Source organism: Noviherbaspirillum malthae, from assembly GCF_015352985.1.
In the GTDB taxonomy this organism is placed as follows: Bacteria; Pseudomonadota; Gammaproteobacteria; order Burkholderiales; family Burkholderiaceae_D; genus Noviherbaspirillum; species Noviherbaspirillum malthae.
Genome location: NZ_JACYXF010000001.1, coordinates 745298 through 764856 on the forward strand (window position 1 = coordinate 745298; position 19559 = coordinate 764856).

Sequence of the window (19559 nt, forward strand, 5' to 3'; positions counted from 1 at the left end):
ACCCATCCCCACCCTAACCCTCCCCTTGAAGGGGAGGGAATAAGCTGGAATGGCTAGCGTATGCAAACACTCAACCTCTCCCTCAACATCGGCGCCCGCAAACTGGTCCATAACCTGAACTGGCAGGTAGACCCCGGCCAATGCTGGTGCGTCATCGGCCGCAACGGCGCCGGCAAGAGCACGCTGCTGCGCGCCCTGGTCGGACTGCGCCAGCCCGACGGCGGCGAAGTCCGCATGCAGGGAAAGCCGCTGTCCGACTGGCCGCTGACCGCGCTTGCACGCGAGCGCGCCTACCTGCCTCAGGGCCGCAACGATGCCTTTGGCTACCGCGCCATCGAAACCGTGCTGGCGGCGCGCCATCCCTACCAGGACGACCGTTACTGGGATGCCGAATCCGATTACCAGGTCGCCCATGCATCACTGCGTGCGCTCGACGTCGAATCGCTCGCCGAGCGCGACGTGCGCACGCTGTCGGGCGGCGAGCGCCAGCGCGTGGCGATTGCCGCGGCGCTGGCCCAGGAAGCGCCGCTGCTGCTGCTCGACGAGCCTGCCAGCGCGCTCGACCTCGCGCATCAGGTCGGCGTGATGGAACTGCTGGCGCGCCTGTGCCGCACGCAGCAGAAATCCGTGGTGCTGGTCAGCCATGATCTCAATCTCGCGCATAGCGTCGCGACCCATGCATTGCTGCTGATGGGCGACGGCGGCTGGCAGGCAGGGCCGGTGGAAGAGGTCATGACCGCAGCACTGCTGAGCGACTGCCTCGGCTATCCGATCGACATCGTGCAGCACGGCAGGCGCCGCATCTACATACCCGCAGAGGAAACGACACATGAATGAAGAAGGCAAGGATGCCGGCCAGGCCGGCGACGACGGCATCAATGAACGCCACCGCGTGCGCATGCAGCGCAAGAAGGAAGTAGTCGACCAGAAGATCGAAGCCGCCAAGCGCGATGCCGGCGTGCTGCTGGTCAATACCGGCAACGGCAAGGGCAAGAGTTCCAGCGCCTTCGGTATGGCGATCCGCGCGCTCGGCCATGGCATGAAGGTGGGCGTGGTGCAGTTCATCAAGGGCGCCAAGTCCACCGGCGAGGAATTGTTCCTGCAGCGCTTTCCCGATGAAGTCAGCTTCCATGCAATGGGCGAAGGCTATACCTGGGAAACCCAGAACCGCGAGCGTGACATCGCCGCCGCCGAACTCGCCTGGGAGAAGGCGAAGAGTTTCCTTGCCGATCCCGCCATCGGCTTCGTCGTGCTGGACGAACTCAATATCGCATTGAAATACAAGTACCTCGACGTCAACCGCGTCATCGCCGACCTGCAGGCGCGGCCGGCGATGCAGCACGTGGTGGTGACCGGCCGCGCCGCGCCGCCGGAGCTGATCGAGGTGGCCGATACCGTCACCGAGATGCAGCTGGTCAAGCATGCGTTCAAGGCGGGCATTGCCGCCCAGCCGGGCGTGGAGTGGTAAGGCGATGAGCGGCGCGCGGGTATTGCTCGTATCGGCGATTGCCTCGGGGCAGGGCAAGACCACGGTCACGGCGGCGCTGGCACGCAAGCTGACGCGCGAAGGCAAGCGGGTGCGCGTGTTCAAGACCGGACCGGACTTTCTCGACCCCATGCTGCTGCAGTGCGCCTGCGGTGCGCCGGTGCAGTCACTGGACCTGTGGATGGTCGGCCTGGAACGCAGCCGCCGGCTGCTGGCCGAGGCGGTGGCGGAAGCCGATGCCATCCTGATCGAAGGCGTGATGGGGCTCTACGACGGCACGCCGTCGTCGGCCGACCTGGCGCGTCAATTCGGCGTGCCGGTGCTCACCGTGCTGGACGCCTCCGCGATGGCGCAGACCGCCGGCGCGGTGGTGCGCGGCCTGCGCGACTACGGCCCGGTGCACCTGGCCGGCGTGATCGCCAACCGCATCGGCAGCGAACGCCACGCGCAAATGATTGCCGAGGCCATGCGCGACATTCCCCTGCTCGGCACCTTGCCGCGCCAGGAACGCTCGCTTCCCGAGCGGCATCTGGGGCTGGTGCAGCCCGACGAGGTGGAGGAACTCGACGGCATCCTCGATGCGCTGGCCAGCCAGCTGAACTTCAATGCCGACGCCTGGGAAGCCTTGCCGCCGGTCTCGCTCGGCGAGCCGTTGCAGGAAGCCGTTGCTCCGGCTCTGCTGCAGGGCAAAACCATCGCCATCGCCCGTGATGCGGCATTCGCCTTTCTCTATCCTGCCAACCTGGATTGCCTGCAGGCGCTAGGCGCGGCCATCGTGCATTTCTCGCCGCTGGCCGATGAAGCCATTCCTAAGCGTGCCGATGCCGTCTACCTGCCGGGCGGCTACCCGGAACTGCATGCGGCGGCACTGGCCGATGCGATGCGCTGGAAGCAATCGATGCGGGAAGCGCATGCGGCCGGCCTGCCCATCTATGCGGAATGCGGCGGCATGATGGCACTGGCCGACAGCCTGACCGGCATCGGCGGCGATAGGCATGCGATGGCCGGACTGCTGCCGGGCCGCGTCATCATGCAGAAGCGCCTGGCCGCACTCGGCGCGCATGCATGGCAGCGGCAGGATGGCGAACTTCGCGGCCACGCCTTCCACTACTCGCGGATGGAAACCGAACTGGAGCCGCTGGCCCGCACCGTCAAGCATCCCACCGGCCAGACTGGCGAAGCGATCTACCGAAGGGGTTCGCTGACCGCGTCCTACTTCCATGCCTATTTCCCGTCCTGCCCGCAGGCTGCGGCCAGCCTGTTCCTGAGGGAGAGTGCGGCATGACGATCAGCCTGATACTCGGCGGCGCCCGCTCCGGCAAGAGCGCTCACGCGGAAAAACTCGCTGCCGGCAGCGCAAAGGACGTGGTCTATATCGCCACCGCGCAAGCCCATGATGACGAGATGCAGCAGCGGATCGAACTCCACCGGCAGCGCCGCGAGGCGGGCTGGACCACCGTGGAGGAGCCGCTGGCCCTGGGCCAGGCCATCCGGCGCTTGAGTGCTCCCGGAAACGTCGTGCTGGTCGACTGCCTGACGGTCTGGCTATCGAACCTGCTGTTTTCCGAGCAGCGCGACTATCCGGAAGTCGGCCGTATCGTGCCGCCCGAGGCATTCGCACGCGAGCGGCAGTCGCTGCTCGATGCGCTCGGCGACGCGGCCGGCGACGTTATCCTCGTCTCCAACGAAGTCGGGATGGGCATCGTGCCCCAGGGCGCGATCTCGCGCTGGTTCGTGGATGAGGCCGGCCGCTTGAACCAGGCGGTTGCCGCCTGCAGCGACCGCGCGGTTTTCGTAGTGGCCGGCCTGCCGATGATGCTGAAGGGGCTGCCATGCTGAGCGGGCTTTCGCTGTCTACTGTAGCTCTGCTGATGCTGGCGGGCGTCGTGCTCGACTGGCTGCTCGGCGAGCCGCGCCGCTTCCATCCGCTAGTCGGCTTCGGCCGCATTGCCGGCATGATCGAGCGGCGCTGCAATGCTGGCGGCGACGGCACTAAGCGCTATCTGCTTGGCATCGCAGGCTGGACACTGGCCGTGCTGCCGCTGGTCATGCTGGCGGCGTTCCTGCTGCAGGCTGCCATGGGAGCGCATACGCTGTTCGGCATGGCGCTGCATGCGCTGCTGCTTTACTTCTGCATCGGCTTGCGCAGCCTGCGCGACCACATGCTGCCCATCGCCTCGGCGCTCGCCGCGGGCAAGCTCGATCTGGCGCGGGAACTGACGTCGCGCATCGTCAGCCGCGATACGGCGCGGGCCGGGGAGAGCGATCTCGCCAAGGCCGCAGTCGAATCGACGCTGGAGAACGGCAACGATGCCGTCTTCGGCACACTGTTCTGGTTTGCCGTCGCGGGCGGCTCGGGCGCCTTGTTGTTCCGCCTCGCCAATACGCTGGATGCGATGTGGGGCTACCGCAATGCGCGCTTCCTGCGCTACGGCTGGATGGCGGCGCGCACCGACGATGCGCTCAACTGGCTGCCGGCCCGCCTGACCGCCTTGTCCTACATGCTGCTTGGCGACGGCCGGCGCGCCCGAGAATGCTGGCGCACCCAGGCCTCAGCCTGGCCAAGCCCGAACGCGGGACCGGTGATGTCGACCGGCGCCGGCGCGCTCGGCCTCGCGCTCGGCGGCACCGCCGAGTACGACGGCGTGATGGAAACCCGTCCGCCGCTCGGCAGCGGCAAACCGGCCGAGGCGGCCGACATCGGGCGCGCATGGCGGCTGGTGGCCCGCACCACGGCGCTCTGGATTGTGGCCGCAGCCAGCCTTGCTTTTTTGATTGAAAGGATCTTGCATGCTTGAGCATGGAGGCAACCTGCGCGAAGCCGCATTGCGGCACGGCCGCCCGCTGCATGAGTGGCTGGACCTGTCGACCGGCATCAATCCCAACGGCTATCCCGCGCCGGCCTTGCAGGCGAACGCATGGCACCGCCTGCCCGAGCCGCATCCCAGTTTCGTCGAGGCCGCGCAAGCCTATTACGGCGCCCCGCGCATGATGCCGGTCGCCGGCACGCAGGCGGCAATCCAGGCCTTGCCGCGCCTGCGCCCGAAAGGACGCGTGGCGGTGTCGGCGCCGTCCTATGCCGAGCATGCGCACTGCTGGCGACAGGCCGGTCATGAGGTTGATGAAATCGCCTATGAAGCACTGGACCGACACGCGAATAACGCCGACGTCATGGTGGTATGCAATCCCAACAACCCCACCGGTGCGCTGGTTGCACCGGGACAGTTGCTCGACTGGGCCGGCCGCCTTGCCGCGCGCGGCGGCTGGCTGGTGGTGGACGAAGCCTTCGGCGACACCGTGCAACAGGCCAGCGTTGCCCACTGGAGCGACCGACCGGGCCTCATCGTGCTGCGTTCGGTAGGCAAGTTTTTTGGACTGGCAGGGCTGCGCCTCGGCTTCGTGGCGGCAGAACAGCGCTTGCTGGACAGGCTGGCGGAGTGGCTGGGACCATGGTCGGTCAGCGGTCCGGCGCAGGAAATCGGCATGGCGGCGCTATGCGACAAGGCCTGGCAGGAAGCAACGCGCAGGCGCCTGCTCGAGTCCGGCGGGCGCCTGCATGATCTGCTCGCGCAATTTGATATCGAAGCAAGCGGCACGGCGCTGTTCCAGTGGTGGCCGGAAAGGGAGCCGGAAGCCTTCGCCGGCCACATGGCCGAACAGGGCATCTGGGTCAGGCTGTTTCCGGTCAAGGCACGCGGCATCCGCCTCGGCCTGCCGGGCGACGAAGCCGGATGGCAGCGGCTGCAGCATGCGCTTCAGACATGGAGGAGCAGACAAAAATGATGAAGCGATTCGGAGCGATGATAAGCGCGGCGCTGCTGGGCTGCGGCTTGAACGCGCAGGCCGCGATTACGGTGCAGGACGATGCCGGCGACATGGTGACGCTGCAGCAGCCGGCGCGCCGCGTCGTATCGCTGTCGCCTCATGTGACGGAAATGCTGTTCGCGGCCGGCGGCGGCGACCGCATCGTCGGCACGGTGACCCATAGCGAATATCCGGCGGCGGCCAAGAACATTCCTCGCATCGGCGACAACCGCTCGGTCGATATCGAGCGCCTGCTTGCTCTCAAGCCCGACCTGCTGGTGGTGTGGCGCCACAACGCCTCGTCACGGCAGATGGAACAGCTGCGCAAGCTCGGCATTCCGCTGTTCTACAGCGAGCCGCACAAGCTGGAAGACATTCCCGAGGCGGTGCTGCGCATGGGCCGGCTGATGGGCACCGAGCCGCAGGCGAAACAGACGTCCGGCGACCTGCAGCGCCAGCTCGACCAGCTGACGTCGCGCTATCGCAACCGTCCGCTGGTGCGCGTGTTCTACCAGGTCTGGGACCGTCCGCTGTACACCCTCAACGAACGCCACATCATCAGCGACGCCATCCGCATCTGCGGCGGCGAAAACATCTTCGCAAAACTGCCGATGGCAGCGCCCAGCATCACCCAGGAAGCGGTGCTCAAGGAAGACCCGGAAGCCGTGGTCAGCGGCGACCGGCGCGACCAGAAGGTCAGCGGCATCGAGATCTGGAAGCAGTATCCGTCGATGACGGCGGTCAGGCGCGGCAACCTGTTCGCCATCGACGGCGACCTCATCAACCGCGCCGGCCCGCGCATCATCGCCGGCGCGACCGAACTCTGCGCGCGGCTGGAAGAAGCGCGCAGTCGTCGGGACGGCAGGGACGGCAAGGAAGTGCGGCAGTGAGCTGCTACCGGCGCATCGCCTGCCTCAGCACCGAAGCGGTCGAAACCCTGTACGCGCTCGGCGCGGAAGAGCTGATCGCCGGCATTTCGGGTTTCACCACCCGGCCCGCGCGGGCGCGCAGCGAGAAACCGAAGATCAGCGGTTTTTCCTCGTCGAAGATCGAGCGCATCCTCGCCGTGCAGCCGGACCTGGTAATCGGCTTTTCCAACATGCAGGCCGACATCTGTCGGGATCTGGCTGCGGCGGGGATCGAGGTGCATCTGTTCAACCAGCGCGACCTCGCCGGCATTCTGCGCATGGTGCGCACGCTGGCCGCCCTGGTCGATCGCCGGGAGGAGGGCGAGCGGTTGGTGGCTGAACTGCAGGCGCATGTCGATGCCGTCCGTGCGCGCAGTGCCAACTATGCGAAAAGACCGCGCATCTATTTCGAGGAATGGAACGAGCCGATGATCAGCGGCATCGGCTGGGTGTCGGACATGATCGGCATTGCCGGCGGCGAGGACGCCTTCGCCGACCTGGCGCAATTTCCGGGGGCGAAGGAGCGCATCATTGCCGATCCAAGGGAAGTGGTGCGCCGCGCGCCGGACATCATCATCGGCTCCTGGTGTGGCAAGAAATTCCGGCCGGAGGCCGTCTGCGCACGGCCCGGATGGGACACCATTCCGGCGGTGCGCAACGGCATGGTGCATGAAATCAAGTCCGCCGATATCCTCTCTCCCGGCCCGGCATCCATCACCGAAGGCCTAACCCGGCTCGCCGCGCTGATAGGCCAGTGGCAGCAACACCATGCATGAAACAACCATGAACTTTCCCTATCCGACACTGATGGTGCAGGGCACCACTTCCGACGCCGGCAAGAGCACCGTGGTCGCCGCGCTGTGCCGTCTGCTGGCGCGCGACGGCATCCGCATAGCACCGTTCAAGCCGCAGAACATGGCCCTGAACAGTGCGGTCACCGTCGACGGCGGCGAGATCGGCCGTGCCCAGGCGCTGCAGGCGCAGGCCGCCGGCGTGCAGCCGCATACCGACATGAACCCGGTGCTCCTCAAGCCGTCGAGCGACACCGGCGCGCAGGTCATCATCCAGGGCAGGGTGCGCGCCGACATGAATGCGCGCGATTACCACCAGTACAAGACGGTGGCGATGGAAGCCGTGCTCGACTCCTACCGCCGGCTGGCTTCGCAATACGAGGCGGTGATCGTGGAAGGCGCGGGCAGCCCGGCGGAAATCAACCTGCGCGAGCGCGACATCGCCAACATGGGTTTCGCCGAGGCGGTCGACTGCCCGGTGATCCTGGTGGCCGACATCGACCGCGGCGGCGTGTTTGCGCACATCGTCGGCACGCTGGCCTGCCTGTCCGAGAGTGAACGCAAGCGCATCGTCGGCTTCGTGATCAATCGCTTCCGCGGCGATATCTCGCTGCTGCAGCCGGGGCTGGACTGGCTGGAACGGCAGACCGGCAAACCGGTGCTGGCAGTGCTGCCCTACCTGCACGGGCTCTTTCTCGATGCGGAAGACGCGGTCAAGCCGGAACAGAACGGCGAAGGCAGTTTTCGCGTTGTCGTGCCGGTCATTCCTCGCATCAGCAACCACACCGATTTCGACGCACTGCGTGCCCAGCCTGAAGTCGACCTGCGCTTCATCGGTCCCGGCCAGCCGATTCCCGCGGCCGATCTCATCATCCTCCCCGGCAGCAAGAACACCCGCAACGACCTCGCTTGGCTGGAGCGCAACGGCTGGCACGAAGCGGTGCGTCGCCATGTGCGTTACGGCGGCAAGGTGATCGGCATCTGCGGCGGCTATCAGATGCTCGGACGCACCGTGGCCGATCCGCACGGCGTCGAAGGCAAGCCCGGCATATCGCAGGGGCTGGGCCTGCTCGACATCGACACCGAAATGACCCAGGCCAAGCGTCTCGAGCAGGTGGATGGACGCTGCGCCTTCGATGAGGCGGCGGTCAGCGGCTATGAAATCCACATGGGCACATCGCATGGACCGGCAATGAACCGGCCGGCCTTCCAAATCGACGGCCGAGGTGAAGGAGCAAGGTCGGAAGACGACTGCATTCTCGGCACTTACCTGCACGGCATCTTCGACACGCCCGACGCCATGGGCGCGCTGCTGCGCTGGGCGGGATTGCGCAATGCGGAGCCGGTCGACCTGCGGCGCCTGCGCGAGCAGAGCATCGACAGGATGGCGGATGCGACCGAGGGTTTGTACCGGGCATTGCAAGGCGGCATTGGCGCAAAGTAAGTTCTCATGTCACGCTCGACTCTCCGGCGCATTTGACGCATCATTTCGCAGACCTTGCCGGCCATGAAGGCCGGCACGAACATGGAGGAGAAAACAACATGAGCCAAACCAACCCGATTGCCGCCGACGCTGCGCATGAACTGGTGCTGACCCGGCTGATCCCGGCGCCGAAGGAAAAGCTGTTCCGTGCCTGGACCGAACCCGAACTGCTCAAGCAATGGTTCGTGCCTAAGCCCTGGTCGGTCGCCGCAGCGGAAACCGATGTGCGCCCCGGCGGCATCAGCCGCATCGTCATGCGCGATCCCGACGGCAATGAGTTTCCCAACCAGGGCGTCTATCTTGAGGTCGTGCCCAACGAGCGCCTGGTCTTCACCGATGCCTATACCGAGGCATGGAAACCGTCGGAAAAGCCGTTCATGACCTGCATCGTCACTTTCGAAGACGAAGCCGGCGGCACCCGCTACACCGCCCGCGCGCGGCACTGGACCGCAGCCGACCGCGAAGCCCACGAGAAAATGGGTTTTCATGAAGGCTGGGGCAAATGCGCCGACCAGCTGGCCGAACTGGCCGCGAAGATTTGAACAAGAAACCCCTGACAGCGGCTGCAAGCCCGCGCGCATGCGTCGCAATGGCAAACCCTGCATGGAGGAACGCATGACCGACCTGGTGCTGTACACGAATCCACAATCCCGCGGCCGCATGGCGCACTGGATGATGGAAGAACTCGGCGTCCCGTATGAAACGGTGTGGCTGGATTTCGGAACGAGCATGAAGAGCGCCGATTACCTGGCCGTCAATCCCATGGGCAAGGTGCCTGCGATCAGGCATGGCGAAGCGGTGGTCACGGAAACGCCCGCCATCTGCGCCTACTTGGCTGACGTCTTCCCGGAAAAGAAGCTCGCACCACCGCCCGGCAGCCTTGCGCGCGCAGCCTACTACCGCTGGATGTTCTTCGCCGCCGGCCCGCTGGAAATGGCGGCAACTTCCAGGATCTTCAACTGGCAGGTGCCGGAAGGGAAGAGCATCGCAGCAGGTTTCGGAAGCTATGCCGATACCATGGCCGCGCTGGAAAAGGCGGTGGAAGCCGGGCCTTACCTCTGCGGAGAGCAGTTCACTGCGGCGGACGTGTATTTCGGTTCGGCGGTCGGCTGGGGCATGATGTTCGGCAGCGTGGAAAAGCGACCGGTGCTGGAAGCGTATTTCGGCCGTTTGACTGCGCGTCCGGCGTTTCAGAGTGCGCAGAGGATTAATGATGAGCGCATCAAGGCCCAGAAGGCATGAGGCAGGACAGGGCTGCTTAAGTAAAGAATGGTCGCAATAAGCAAATGTGAGATGGCTACCGACCAAGCCAGCCCATGGAGGCTGTTCAAAATCCCCTTTTGCCAACGCCAAAAGAGTGCGGCGCCAAGCGGATGAAGAAGCGCGGACTGTCTGAGCGGAAGGCGAGTTTCCGCGCTTCCCGCTTGGCGCCGCGCTCTTTTGGGAACCCCGAAGGGGCGATGGCATCGGGGTCGTTTTCTTGCCTACTTCTTTGTCGAGACAAAGAAGTAGGTGGCCCGCCGGGGCCAGTCCCGGCTAGAGCAAGTCGCTGCGGAGAGATGGAACTAAATCGAAGCTTTCAGGCATTCCATTTCTTCGATGGAGTTTGACTTACAAGTTGCATTAATAGGGGCATCATGAAGAAAGCAGAGATGGCCACGGGTTTCTGCGGTTTTGCGGTCCCCCTCACCCCTGCCCCTCTCCCGCCTGCGGGAGAGGGGTTCCATATTTGGCTTGCAGACCTGCCTGCAGGCATTGAAATCCGCACAGTTCAGGCAACCTTAGCCGCCCTCCGCTGCAACACGAAAATCGGCTGCGCCCAATGCGACTCCTTCTTCTTCTTGCTGGTAATCAGCGTCAGCTCCGAAGGATCGTAGACATCCGTATTATGCGTCAGCGGCGTCGTCATCAGATACTGCGCATCCGTATTCTTCAGGAACTCCCCGACCAGCTGAATATTGCGAATATCCAGGTGAGCAAACGGCTCATCGATGAACACGAAACCGCCCGACCCGTCATCCGACTTCAGCAGCCCGATCAGCAGGATCAGCGACTTCATCACCTGCTGTCCGCCTGAAGCCTCGCCGTCGTTCAAGCCGATCGGCCCCTTGCCGTCGAACTTGAAGCGTACCTGCAGCCCGGCCTGCGCCAACTGCACGTCATCGTTTTCCAGCCGCACCGGATCGGTATGCACTTCGATGTTGGCCAGTTCGCCCAGCTCCTTGATGTTGCGGCTGTAGGTCTTGATCGTATAGCGCAGGCGGTCGATGTAGGCGCCGCGCGCATTGTTGGTCGCTTCGATCGCGCGGTTGTTCTGGTAGCGCCGCTCCTCGGTTTCCGCCTGCCGTCCCTGCAGCAACACGGTGAGGCGCACATGCTGGTCGACCACGGTGGAATCGGTTTCCCAGTCTTCGCGCGCGAGATCGCTGGCAAGATGGCCAATACGCAGATTCACCTGATGCGCATTCTGATGCTGCTCCGCCAGTTCGGCGCGACGCGCCGGATGCCGCCAGCCATGCGGCAGGTGGCGCCAGTTCCTGCGGAGGTCGGCCAGCGCCCTGGCCTGCGCGACGCGCTCCTCCTGGTGGCGCTTCTGCGCCAGCCGCAGATTAGCTTCGCTGTCGGCCAGCGACCGCTTGGCATGCTGCCAGGCGTTGTCGGCCAGCGTGCGGTCCTCGGTCGCCTTCTTCGTCAGCGGGAAAAGTTCTCCCAGCCTTGTGCCGACTTCGGTGCGCGCCGCCTTCAACGGCGCCGCGCCGTGGCCGGCTTCGTCGAACTCCGCCTGGCGCGCCACCAGTTCCTTGGCTGCGTCGACGCCGGCAATGCGCGCCTTGAGAGCGCTGACTTCGCCTGCCAGCTTGTTGATCGTGAGGGTGAGCTGGTCTTCCTGCGCCTCAAGCTTCGGCAGCGACTGCTGCAGGGCGGCGATGCGCTGCGTGCGGCCGGCCTGGCCGAAGCGGTAGCGCGAGGCTTCCACGAACACCGAACGCCCGCCGCGACGCTCGCGGTGGTAAGCCTCGGGCGTGATCCATTCCTCGCTCTGCGGCAGCTTCATGCCGGCCTCGGCGGAATCCACCCGGGTCACCCGGCCGAGCTGATCGATCAGCCAGGCCGGCGCTTTCGCGGTGAAGCGCACCACGGCCAGCAGGCTCTTGTCCTTCACTTCCGGCGCAGTGACCCGGTCCGGCACGATGAAGTGGCCGAAACGCTCCTTTTCGCCGATGCGGTAAGCGGCGGAGGCATCGCGGGCGTGTTTCAGCAGGATCACCGAGGTATAGCCGCGCAGCATGCCTTCGACCGCACCCTGCCAGCGCGGGTCAGTGACCTCGACGATATCGGGCAGCATGCTGTGCGCGATGCCGGCTTCGGTCAATGCACGGCGCATGGAGCGCACGTTTTCCGGATCGGGCAGGCCGGTCTTGCTCTCCAGCGCGGCGATCGCGGCACGGTCGGCGGCGATGCGCGAGGCAAGCGCGTCGCGCGCCTGGCGCTGGCGCATGTACTCGCTTTCCTTCTGCTCCAGCTCGGCGGCAACATCGGCGATGTCCGCGCCGGCATCGGCCGCCAGCTTCTGCAGGCGGGCCTTCTGCTCGAGCAGGCTTTCCAGCGGCTTGAGCTTGGCATTGATGTCGCCGAGACGCTTCTCCAGCACCGACTTTTCTTCTTCCAGCGCGGTTTCGTGCCTGTGGGCCTCGCTCAATGCCGATGCGCGGTCGGCCAGCTCGTTGCGCCGGTCGGCGAGCTGCGCATCCTGCGCTGCCAGCGAGCGGCGCGCTTCGCGCAGCGCGTCGCTCGCGGCCTTCGCCTTTTCCCGGGTCTCGTGATACTGCAGCGTCGGCAGCACTTCTTCCTGCAGGTCGCGCTGCTCCTTGTTCAGGCCTTCCCACTGGTGATAGTTGGCGGCCCGTAGGCGCAGCCGCTCCTGGTTGGTCTGCGCCGATTCGAGTTCGGCCTCGAAGCGCTGCAGCTCGGTTTCGGTATCGCGCTGGTGGCGCTTGGCTTCGTCGTAGGCGTCGAGCACTTCCTTGTCGCCGAACACCTGGAATACCAGGTCGAGCAATTGCCGCGGCGCGTACTCGCACAGCTTGTCGGTTTCGCCCTGTTCCAGCGCCAGCACCTTGGCCATCGCCGGCGACAGGCCGGCATTGGCCAGGCGCTTGCGGTAGCTTTCCAGGCCGAGCCAGTCATTCGCGTCCAGCACTTCCTCGATCTCGACCGCGCCGGGACGCATCAGGTACTGGCGCTTCCAGTCGCCGCCGTTCTTCTGGATCTGGCAGAACAGGGTGACTTCATCCTCGCTGAAGAAGCCGGAGGCGCGGAACGGCCGGTTCGACAGCTGGCGGCCGGTGGCGCGGTTGTCGACCACGGCGCGCAGCCAGGAAGTCTGCTGGCCGGCATGGCGTGCATAGTGCTTGTAGGAGCGCCCCATCGAGCAGTCGAGGCCGAAGAGCGTGCGCAGCGCATCGAGCAGGGTGGTCTTGCCCGAGCCGTTCTGGCCGGCGATGGTAATGATCTTCGCATCCAGCGGAATGTTCTTGACGCGTTGCCAGTAGTCCCAGTGGACCATCTCCAGCGATTTGATATGAAACATGCGAATCCTGTGGCTTGTTGCTTATTGTTCCGGGAGCGGCTCGCTCTGCGCGTTTGCCTGGGTGTCGGCCTGCGTGTCGGCATCGCCCTGCGCTTCAGTCTGCGGGAAGGGAATGATCGCGGCTTCCCTGGGCAGCGGGCGGTGGAAGATGTCGGCGAGCGCGCCATTGATGATGCGGTCGCGCAGCGTGTCGGTATCCATCATCAGGTCGAGCAGCGGCCCTTCCAGGATCATGTCGCCGCGCCGCTCGATGAAGCCGAGCTTGTTGAGCTGGCCGAGGTTGATGTCCATGCGGGTCTTCCTGCCGAGCTTGTCGCCGAAGTCGGCGAGCAGGGCCTTGTAGGAAATGCCCATCGACGCGTCTTCCGCGCGCGGCAGCGGCTTGTCCTTGCCGAACATGTCTTCCTGGTCTTCCAGCGCATGCTGGTGCGCTTCCTGGCGCTCGCGCTTGGGCAGGATGATCATGGCCCACAGCACCACCAGCAGGGCGACGCCGTCGCGGGCCAGGCCCATGTTGTTGTTCTGCCAGACTTCGCGCGAACCGAAGATTTTCGGTTCGATCTCGCGCGCCAGCGCCAGCGTGACATTGTCGGCATAGACGTTGTCGAGGAACTTCAGGCCGCAGGCGGCGAGCCGGTTGTCGATGTCGAGGCGGAAGGCTTCGTCGGTCAGCGCGCGCTTGACCAGCTTGTTCTCGCGCGACAGGGTTTGATGCGTCATCAGCTGCGCGATCAGGATTTGTGCATCGTCAGTCATGTTGTGTTTCCGGTTTGTTGTTTGCTGCCGGGGCGGGCGCGAGCGTCGCATTCGACATCGCCGCCACGTGCGGGTCTTTCAGTTGCACCATGCCGTCCTGCGGCGCGAACTCGATCGGCAGGCGGGCCATGGTGGCGGTGCCGCCCTGCAGCGATGCTTCGCTTTCATCGCCCAGGAGGGGCAGCAGGGAGGCGCGGTAGGAAGCGACGGCGAAAGTGGCCGGCAGCAGGGTGTCCTGCACTTTCGTGCTTGCGGAATCGGCAGCCGCTGCGGCAAAGGCGCTCAGGCGGTCGAGCCAGGCGTCGAGTTCCGCCGGCATGGCGGGCGTGTCGTTGCGCACGATGGAGGCTTCCTCGCCCCTGGGCAGTTCGGCGGGCAGGGCGGCGTTCTTGTCGGCGAACAGTTCGGCTTCCGCCACGTCGATCATTTCCGACGGCGTGATGAACATCGGCGTCACCGGCATGGCGACGGCCTCGCGAGCCAGCCCGGCAAGGTCTTCATGGTTCATCAGCCAGGTCTTGATGTCGGTGGTCGACAGGCCGGACTGGCCGAGATGCACGCGTTGGCGCTCGATCTGGTTCAGCGCCCGGGAGAACATGCCCTGCATGTTGAGCAGCGCGCTCTGCGCCCGGCCGATGGCCTGCGCCGCGCGGTGCGTGGCGGCGTCGGCGTCCGGATCGTTGGTGATCGCCTGCAGGACCTGCGAACCCTTTTCCACCCAGTCGCAGGCGGTATGCCATTTTTCCTGCGCCGCGCGCAGGCGGAATTCCGAGCCCGAGGCGATGGAGTCGCGGAATTCCTCGGTTAGGTCCACCATGCGGCCAAGCAGGTGCTGGAGCTGTTCCACCGTGATGCCGCCGACCGCCTGCGAACCGGCGACCTGGGACAGCAGGAAACCCATTTCCGCGTCATCGTCGTCCTGGGCCAGCGCCATCAGGCTGTCGATGGCCGACAGGATGTTGCGCGCCAGCGGGGTAACGCGGTAGACGCCTTGCCCCGCATCCCAGTTCAGCAGCTGGTGGGAACGCAGGCGGTAGAGCACCGTTTCCAGGCTTTCCGCCTCGAGATAGCCGAGCTTGGCATTAATGTCGGCGCGGGTCAGGGTGGAGGCGTTCGGATCGGAGGCCAGCTCATGCAGGACCAGCAACCGGACCAGGACGGCGTCCGATCCGCCGTAGAACAGCGCGGTGAAACCCTGCAGCAGCGGCTGCGCCCGCCGCAGGCGGTGGACCTGGTCGATGTCGTCCGGGGAGATGCCGGACCTGAAATACGCTTGAAGGGAAGGCTGCGCCCCTTCGTCCGGCAACGCGGCCGCAATCGGTAAAGAATTCTGCATGGGCGGTATTTTAAGGCAGCCGGGGTTCCCAGCAGAAACGGAAAGGCATGCCTGACTGTAACAGTGTGAAAAAGCCGCATGCTATCCTTGCAACAATGTTGTACGAAGGGAATGCCGAATTCCATGGAACGTCATTAGCCGGGGAGCCAGCCATGCCAGTCATCGCCATCGTCAATCCCAAGGGTGGGGTCGGCAAAAGCACGATCGCCACCAATCTTGCAGGTTATTTCGCCAAGCAGGGGCACAAGGTCATGCTCGGCGACATCGACGCGCAGCAGAGCTCGCGCGCATGGCTGTCATTGCGCCCCGGCGGCCTGCCGCCTATCCTGCCCTGGGAAGCCGACGGCCGTGCGGTCCGCCCGCCCAAGGGCACTACCCATGTCGTGCTCGATACGCCGGCGGGGCTGGCCGGCGCCCGGCTCGAAGAAGTCATGCGCCTCGCCGACCGCGTCGTGGTGCCCCTGCAGGCTTCGATGTTTGATATTCTGGCAACGCAGACCTTCCTGCAGTGGCTGGCCGCGCATCACGGCAAGGCACGGGTCGGGGTGGTCGGCATGCGCGTCAATGTCCGCACCCGCGCATTCGACCAGCTAATGCATTACGCCGGCCAGCTCGGCCTGCCGGTGCTGGGCTATCTGCGCGACACGCAGAATTATGTGCAGCTGGCCGCGCACGGCGCCTGCCTGTGGGATGTGGCCCCTGCGAAGGTGGAGCGCGACATCGAGCAATGGCAGGCCCTGGTGAAATGGTCGGAATGACATGAACGCAGGACGCAGGAGGAAAGCATGATCACGCCGGATTACGCCCGCACCATGGCGCGCTACAACCGCTGGATGAACGACAAGCTGTACGCCTGCGGCGACCGCCTGAGCGATGCGCAGCGCAAGTCGGACTGCGGCGCCTTTTTCAAATCGCTGCACGGCACGCTGAATCATCTGCTCTGGGGCGACACCATGTGGCTCGGCCGTTTCGTGCACGGCACCCCGCTGGAGAAACCCTATCCGAAAGCGCCGCTCGGCGCGATGCTGCATGAGGAGTGGCCGGAACTGAAGGCGGCCCGCGCGTCCCTGGACGAAGACATCGCCGCATGGGCTGAAACGCTGAGCATGGAATGGCTGGCCGCCGATTTCGGCTGGTATAGCGGCTTGACAAAAACCACCCGCAGCAAGCCGGCCTGGCTGCTGGTGACGCATTTCTTCAATCACCAGACGCATCACCGCGGGCAGGCGACCACCATCCTGTCGCAATTCGGTATCGATCCCGGCGAGACGGATCTGGCGTTCATGTCTTGATCCCCGGCTGCAGGGGAGCCGGCCTTGACCGGAACGGCCGGCCTAGTTCTTCCTGATCCGGTCCAGTTCTCGGCACAGCATCTCGACACCATCGAGAATGCGTGGCCCGGAGCGGTTGAGCAGTTCGCCGTCGATCAGCAGCAGATTGTTGTTTGCCACTGCCTTCATGCGGGGAAAACGCTTCCATCCGGCGAGCACGTCATCCTGTTCGCCGCCGCTGGCCGCGATCACATCGGGATTGGCCTTCAGCACCGCTTCGAGGGTGACGGTCGGCGCAAGCTGCTTCAGGTCGGCGAACACATTGTCGGCGCCGCAGGTGTTCAGGGCGGCCGTCACCATATGCGGGCCGCCGAGCGTCATGAGCGGCGTTCGCCAGATCTGGTAGAAGACGCTCAATCGCCGGCGCTGGCGGTAAGTCTCCTGCAATTGAGCCAGGCGCTCGCGGAATCGCGCGGCGGCATTGCGGCCCGTCGCTTCGGTGGCGGAAAGCTGCGCCAGCCGTTCGAGCGACGAGGCGATGGTCTTGAAGTCGTAAGGCTCGCTGCGGAATACCGGGATGCCGAGCGACTGCAGCTTGTCGAGCTGCATGCCGGCCTGACCGTTGTTCCAGCCCACGATCAGGTCCGGCTTCATCTGCAGGATGCGTTCGAGGTCGAGGGAGATGCCGCTGCCGACCGAGGATATGTTTTTTGCCTGCGGCGGATAGTCGCTGAATTGCGTGACGCCGACCACATGGGCACCTGCGCCGGCGGCGAACAGCATTTCCGTCGTGTGAGGCGCAAGGCTGACGATGCGGCGCGCCGGGGAAACCAGCGTGACGGCGCGTCCCGTATCGTCGTGCACTGTCACCGAAGCGCGGCCGGCTGCCGCGAACAGCAGGCAGGCCGCCAGCACGGCAAAGCGAAGGACGCCCGCACGCATGGCCGGCGCCGTGCCTCAGATTTCGAGGTTGTCGATCAGGCGGGTGATGCCTAGCTTGGCCGCGGCGAGCACGACCAGCTGTTCGCCGTTGGCGAGGTCGCCGGCGGAAGGCGGCTGCAGATCGTTGCGCTTGCGGATCGAAATGTAATCCGGCTTCCAGCCGCGGTCGGCGAGCTTTGCCATCGCATTGCGCTCGAGTTCGAAGACGTCGAGGTGGCCGGACCGTACTTCATCGGCCACTTCATTGAGCAGCTGATACAGCTGCGGCGCCTCGGCGCGCTCTTCCGCCGAAAGGTAGCCGTTGCGCGACGACAGCGCGAGCCCGTCCTCGGCGCGGTAGGTTTCGGCGGCAATGATTTCGGTCGGCAGCGCAAACTGCTTCGACATGTTGCGAACGATCATCAGCTGCTGGTAGTCCTTCTTGCCGAACACAGCCACGCGCGGCTGCACGCAGGAAAACAGCTTGAGCACGACCGTGGTCACGCCGGTGAAGAAGCCGGGACGGAATTCGCCTTCCAGGATGTTGCCCAGATCGTCGGGCGGACGGACGCGGTATTCCTGCGGCTCCGGATACAGATCCTTTTCGGTCGGCGCGAACAGCACGTAGACGCCTTCCTTTTCCAGCTTCTCGACGTCGGCCTGGAAGGTGCGCGGATACTTGTCGAAATCTTCGTTCGGCCCGAACTGCAGGCGGTTGACGAAGATGGAGGCAACCACCGGATCGCCGTGCTTGCGCGCCAGGCGCATCAGGGACAGATGGCCTTCATGCAGGTTGCCCATGGTCGGCACGAATGCGGTCCGCAATTGCCCACGCAGCTGATCGCGCAGTTCATCGATGGAGGAAATGATTTTCATGATGTTCCGGATGGACGAGAAATGGATGCGTCGGATTGCGCCGCCTGCTCAACATGCCTGCCTGTCAGCATACCAGCCCGCATGCGGCAGGCATGCCTGAGCCTGCATGCAACCGTGCCGGATCGGCGTGCTGGAAAAGCTCAGCTCGGCGAATAGGCCAGCCTCACGTAAATGGGTGCGAATGCCTCGGCTTGCGTAATTTCAATCAGGGTTTCCTTGGCCAGCTCCAGCAGCGCGATGAAGTTCACGACCACAACCGGCACGCCCCGTGATGGGTCGAACAAGTCGGCGAATTCGACGAACTTTGCCGACTGCAGGCGGCGCAGAATCGAGGTCATGTGTTCGCGCACGGACAGCTCCTCGCGGCTGATCGTGTGATGCGCGGTCAGCTTGGCCCGTTTCAGGATGTCGGCCCACACCGCCTGCAGCTCGGGCATGCTGACTTCCGGCCAGCGCGTCACGACGCTCTGCTCGATATGGATCTGCGCCCGCACGTAATCCCGGCCCAGCTGGGGCACGGCATCGAGCTGCTGCGCGGCCAGCTTGATCTGTTCGTACTCGAGCAGGCGCCTGACCAGTTCGGCGCGCGGATCCTCGGCTTCCTCGCCGGTGTCGGCCTTCTTGACCGGCAGCAGCATGCGCGACTTGATCTCGATGAGCATCGCCGCCATCAGCAGGTATTCCGCGGCAAGTTCGAGATTGCGGGCGCGGATCTGGTCGACGTATTCGAGATACTGGCGCGTGACTTGCGCCATCGGAATGTCGAGGATATTGAAGTTCTGCTTGCGGATGAGGTAGAGCAGCAGGTCGAGCGGACCCTGGAATGCTTCCAGGAAGACTTCCAGCGCATCGGGCGGAATGTACAGATCCGACGGCAGCTTGAACAGCGGTTCGCCGTACAGCTTGGCGTAGGCCATGCCGTCGATGACGTCGGGTGTGGAATCCGGCTGCCCGGCGAGCGCCTGTTCCGGCGCGTCGGTGGGCAGATGCGCCAGCAGCGCGTCCTGCTGCGTCGACATCAGGACTTGGTCTGATAGACGTAAGGCTGTTGCTTGACCCGGGATTCATCGGCGCGCTTGCGGGCGTCGAGGTCGATGGGGGCCTTGTCCCAGAAGATGGCGCGGCCGGCGCGCTGCTTCTGCTCCAGTTCAGGATCCTTCTGCTTCAGCTCTTTGAGGAATTTGGTGAAATCGGATTCGTATTGCGTGAATTTCATGATGGTCGTATCGCAAGATAAAAGCTGGCGCTATTCTAACCTGTCTTCCGTGCAAAACCTTTGTTTTGGCAAGGGTTTGCGCAGAATGGTACCGGGATGAAACAGCGGCCTGCATAACAG

20 protein-coding genes are annotated in these 19559 nt (G+C 64.7%); 13 read left to right on the top strand and 7 right to left on the bottom strand.

Annotated elements, in window-relative coordinates; all coding sequences use genetic code 11:
• Positions 1-60: 60 nt before the first annotated feature.
• The 11 genes from IGW03_RS03720 to IGW03_RS03770 all read left to right on the top strand — a co-directional run bounded on the left by IGW03_RS03720 (position 61) and on the right by IGW03_RS03770 (position 9714).
• Entirely contained in the window at positions 61-837 is a 777-nt protein-coding gene (locus tag IGW03_RS03720; protein ID WP_194721133.1) for an ABC transporter ATP-binding protein, read from the top strand.
• Positions 830-1468: a cob(I)yrinic acid a,c-diamide adenosyltransferase gene (gene cobO / locus IGW03_RS03725; RefSeq protein ID WP_194721134.1), complete on the top strand. Its 639-nt coding sequence runs from the start codon at positions 830-832 to the stop codon at positions 1466-1468. The genes IGW03_RS03720 and cobO overlap by 8 nt, the downstream gene beginning before the upstream one ends.
• A 4-nt stretch (positions 1469-1472) precedes the next feature.
• On the top strand, positions 1473-2771 hold the full coding sequence (locus IGW03_RS03730; RefSeq protein WP_194721135.1) for a cobyrinic acid a,c-diamide synthase CobB: 1299 nt from the start codon (positions 1473-1475) through the stop codon (positions 2769-2771).
• Complete coding sequence (gene cobU / locus IGW03_RS03735; RefSeq protein ID WP_194721136.1) at positions 2768-3325, top strand: bifunctional adenosylcobinamide kinase/adenosylcobinamide-phosphate guanylyltransferase; 558 nt, start codon at positions 2768-2770, stop codon at positions 3323-3325. Before IGW03_RS03730 ends, cobU begins: the two co-directional genes overlap by 4 nt.
• On the top strand, positions 3319-4284 hold the full coding sequence (cbiB, locus tag IGW03_RS03740) for an adenosylcobinamide-phosphate synthase CbiB (RefSeq protein ID WP_194721137.1): 966 nt from the start codon (positions 3319-3321) through the stop codon (positions 4282-4284). Before cobU ends, cbiB begins: the two co-directional genes overlap by 7 nt.
• Entirely contained in the window at positions 4277-5269 is a 993-nt protein-coding gene (gene cobD / locus IGW03_RS03745) for a threonine-phosphate decarboxylase CobD (protein ID WP_194721138.1), read from the top strand. Before cbiB ends, cobD begins: the two co-directional genes overlap by 8 nt.
• Entirely contained in the window at positions 5266-6180 is a 915-nt protein-coding gene (locus IGW03_RS03750) for a cobalamin-binding protein (protein WP_323744920.1), read from the top strand. The genes cobD and IGW03_RS03750 overlap by 4 nt, the downstream gene beginning before the upstream one ends.
• Complete coding sequence (locus tag IGW03_RS03755) at positions 6177-6974, top strand: cobalamin-binding protein (protein WP_194721139.1); 798 nt, start codon at positions 6177-6179, stop codon at positions 6972-6974. Before IGW03_RS03750 ends, IGW03_RS03755 begins: the two co-directional genes overlap by 4 nt.
• A gap of 7 nt (positions 6975-6981) precedes the next feature.
• Positions 6982-8433, top strand: coding sequence for a cobyric acid synthase (locus tag IGW03_RS03760; protein ID WP_194721140.1), 1452 nt, complete (start codon positions 6982-6984; stop codon positions 8431-8433).
• Between the two features lie 98 nt (positions 8434-8531).
• Entirely contained in the window at positions 8532-9014 is a 483-nt protein-coding gene (locus tag IGW03_RS03765) for an SRPBCC family protein (RefSeq protein ID WP_194721141.1), read from the top strand.
• Between the two features lie 73 nt (positions 9015-9087).
• Entirely contained in the window at positions 9088-9714 is a 627-nt protein-coding gene (locus IGW03_RS03770; RefSeq protein ID WP_194721142.1) for a glutathione S-transferase family protein, read from the top strand.
• A 529-nt stretch (positions 9715-10243) separates the two neighbouring features.
• On the opposite strand, the gene IGW03_RS03775 is transcribed toward IGW03_RS03770, so the two are convergent.
• From IGW03_RS03775 to IGW03_RS03785, 3 genes are read right to left on the bottom strand one after another with little or no spacing between them, the layout of a single operon-like run.
• A complete protein-coding gene (locus tag IGW03_RS03775) occupies positions 10244-13063 on the bottom strand; it encodes an ATP-binding protein (RefSeq protein ID WP_194721143.1) in 2820 nt (939 codons plus the stop codon).
• Between the two features lie 21 nt (positions 13064-13084).
• Entirely contained in the window at positions 13085-13819 is a 735-nt protein-coding gene (locus IGW03_RS03780; RefSeq protein WP_228534942.1) for a hypothetical protein, read from the bottom strand.
• Positions 13812-15155 carry a hypothetical protein gene (locus IGW03_RS03785; RefSeq protein ID WP_194721144.1) on the bottom strand — a complete coding sequence of 448 codons (1344 nt, stop codon included), beginning with the start codon at positions 15153-15155 and terminating at the stop codon, positions 13812-13814. Before IGW03_RS03785 ends, IGW03_RS03780 begins: the two co-directional genes overlap by 8 nt.
• A 152-nt stretch (positions 15156-15307) precedes the next feature.
• Between IGW03_RS03785 and IGW03_RS03790 the strand changes: the two genes are divergently transcribed.
• The gene (locus IGW03_RS03790) at positions 15308-15913 is read left to right on the top strand and encodes a ParA family protein (RefSeq protein ID WP_194721145.1); all 606 of its coding nucleotides are present in this window, start codon (positions 15308-15310) and stop codon (positions 15911-15913) included.
• Positions 15914-15940: 27 nt separating this feature from the next.
• Positions 15941-16447 carry a DinB family protein gene (locus tag IGW03_RS03795; protein WP_194721146.1) on the top strand — a complete coding sequence of 169 codons (507 nt, stop codon included), beginning with the start codon at positions 15941-15943 and terminating at the stop codon, positions 16445-16447.
• 42 nt (positions 16448-16489) lie between these two features.
• Here the strand turns inward: IGW03_RS03795 and IGW03_RS03800 are convergent, their stop codons facing one another.
• The 4 genes from IGW03_RS03800 to IGW03_RS03815 form a co-directional block, all read right to left on the bottom strand.
• Positions 16490-17368, bottom strand: a complete 879-nt coding sequence (locus IGW03_RS03800; RefSeq protein WP_194721147.1) for a cobalamin-binding protein — start codon at positions 17366-17368, stop codon at positions 16490-16492.
• Positions 17369-17383: 15 nt separating this feature from the next.
• Entirely contained in the window at positions 17384-18223 is an 840-nt protein-coding gene (gene panC / locus IGW03_RS03805) for a pantoate--beta-alanine ligase (protein WP_194721148.1), read from the bottom strand.
• A gap of 140 nt (positions 18224-18363) precedes the next feature.
• Complete coding sequence (locus IGW03_RS03810; protein WP_194721149.1) at positions 18364-19242, bottom strand: segregation and condensation protein A; 879 nt, start codon at positions 19240-19242, stop codon at positions 18364-18366.
• On the bottom strand, positions 19242-19439 hold the full coding sequence (locus tag IGW03_RS03815) for a DUF3460 family protein (protein ID WP_194721150.1): 198 nt from the start codon (positions 19437-19439) through the stop codon (positions 19242-19244). The genes IGW03_RS03810 and IGW03_RS03815 overlap by 1 nt, the downstream gene beginning before the upstream one ends.
• Positions 19440-19559 lie beyond the last annotated feature (120 nt).

Bases quoted from the DNA above. Each gene is read 5' to 3' on its own strand.
- IGW03_RS03720 (WP_194721133.1), top strand. From the start codon at position 61: ATGCAAACACTCAACCTCTCCCTCAACATCGGCGCCCGCAAACTGGTC.
- cobO (WP_194721134.1), top strand. From the start codon at position 830: ATGAATGAAGAAGGCAAGGATGCCGGCCAGGCCGGCGACGACGGCATC.
- IGW03_RS03730 (WP_194721135.1), top strand. From the start codon at position 1,473: ATGAGCGGCGCGCGGGTATTGCTCGTATCGGCGATTGCCTCGGGGCAG.
- cobU (WP_194721136.1), top strand. From the start codon at position 2,768: ATGACGATCAGCCTGATACTCGGCGGCGCCCGCTCCGGCAAGAGCGCT.
- cbiB (WP_194721137.1), top strand. From the start codon at position 3,319: ATGCTGAGCGGGCTTTCGCTGTCTACTGTAGCTCTGCTGATGCTGGCG.
- cobD (WP_194721138.1), top strand. From the start codon at position 4,277: ATGCTTGAGCATGGAGGCAACCTGCGCGAAGCCGCATTGCGGCACGGC.
- IGW03_RS03750 (WP_323744920.1), top strand. From the start codon at position 5,266: ATGATGAAGCGATTCGGAGCGATGATAAGCGCGGCGCTGCTGGGCTGC.
- IGW03_RS03760 (WP_194721140.1), top strand. From the start codon at position 6,982: ATGAACTTTCCCTATCCGACACTGATGGTGCAGGGCACCACTTCCGAC.
- IGW03_RS03765 (WP_194721141.1), top strand. From the start codon at position 8,532: ATGAGCCAAACCAACCCGATTGCCGCCGACGCTGCGCATGAACTGGTG.
- IGW03_RS03770 (WP_194721142.1), top strand. From the start codon at position 9,088: ATGACCGACCTGGTGCTGTACACGAATCCACAATCCCGCGGCCGCATG.
- IGW03_RS03775 (WP_194721143.1), bottom strand. From the start codon at position 13,063: ATGTTTCATATCAAATCGCTGGAGATGGTCCACTGGGACTACTGGCAA.
- IGW03_RS03780 (WP_228534942.1), bottom strand. From the start codon at position 13,819: ATGACTGACGATGCACAAATCCTGATCGCGCAGCTGATGACGCATCAA.
- IGW03_RS03785 (WP_194721144.1), bottom strand. From the start codon at position 15,155: ATGCAGAATTCTTTACCGATTGCGGCCGCGTTGCCGGACGAAGGGGCG.
- IGW03_RS03790 (WP_194721145.1), top strand. From the start codon at position 15,308: ATGCCAGTCATCGCCATCGTCAATCCCAAGGGTGGGGTCGGCAAAAGC.
- IGW03_RS03795 (WP_194721146.1), top strand. From the start codon at position 15,941: ATGATCACGCCGGATTACGCCCGCACCATGGCGCGCTACAACCGCTGG.
- IGW03_RS03800 (WP_194721147.1), bottom strand. From the start codon at position 17,368: ATGCGTGCGGGCGTCCTTCGCTTTGCCGTGCTGGCGGCCTGCCTGCTG.
- panC (WP_194721148.1), bottom strand. From the start codon at position 18,223: ATGAAAATCATTTCCTCCATCGATGAACTGCGCGATCAGCTGCGTGGG.
- IGW03_RS03810 (WP_194721149.1), bottom strand. From the start codon at position 19,242: ATGTCGACGCAGCAGGACGCGCTGCTGGCGCATCTGCCCACCGACGCG.
- IGW03_RS03815 (WP_194721150.1), bottom strand. From the start codon at position 19,439: ATGAAATTCACGCAATACGAATCCGATTTCACCAAATTCCTCAAAGAG.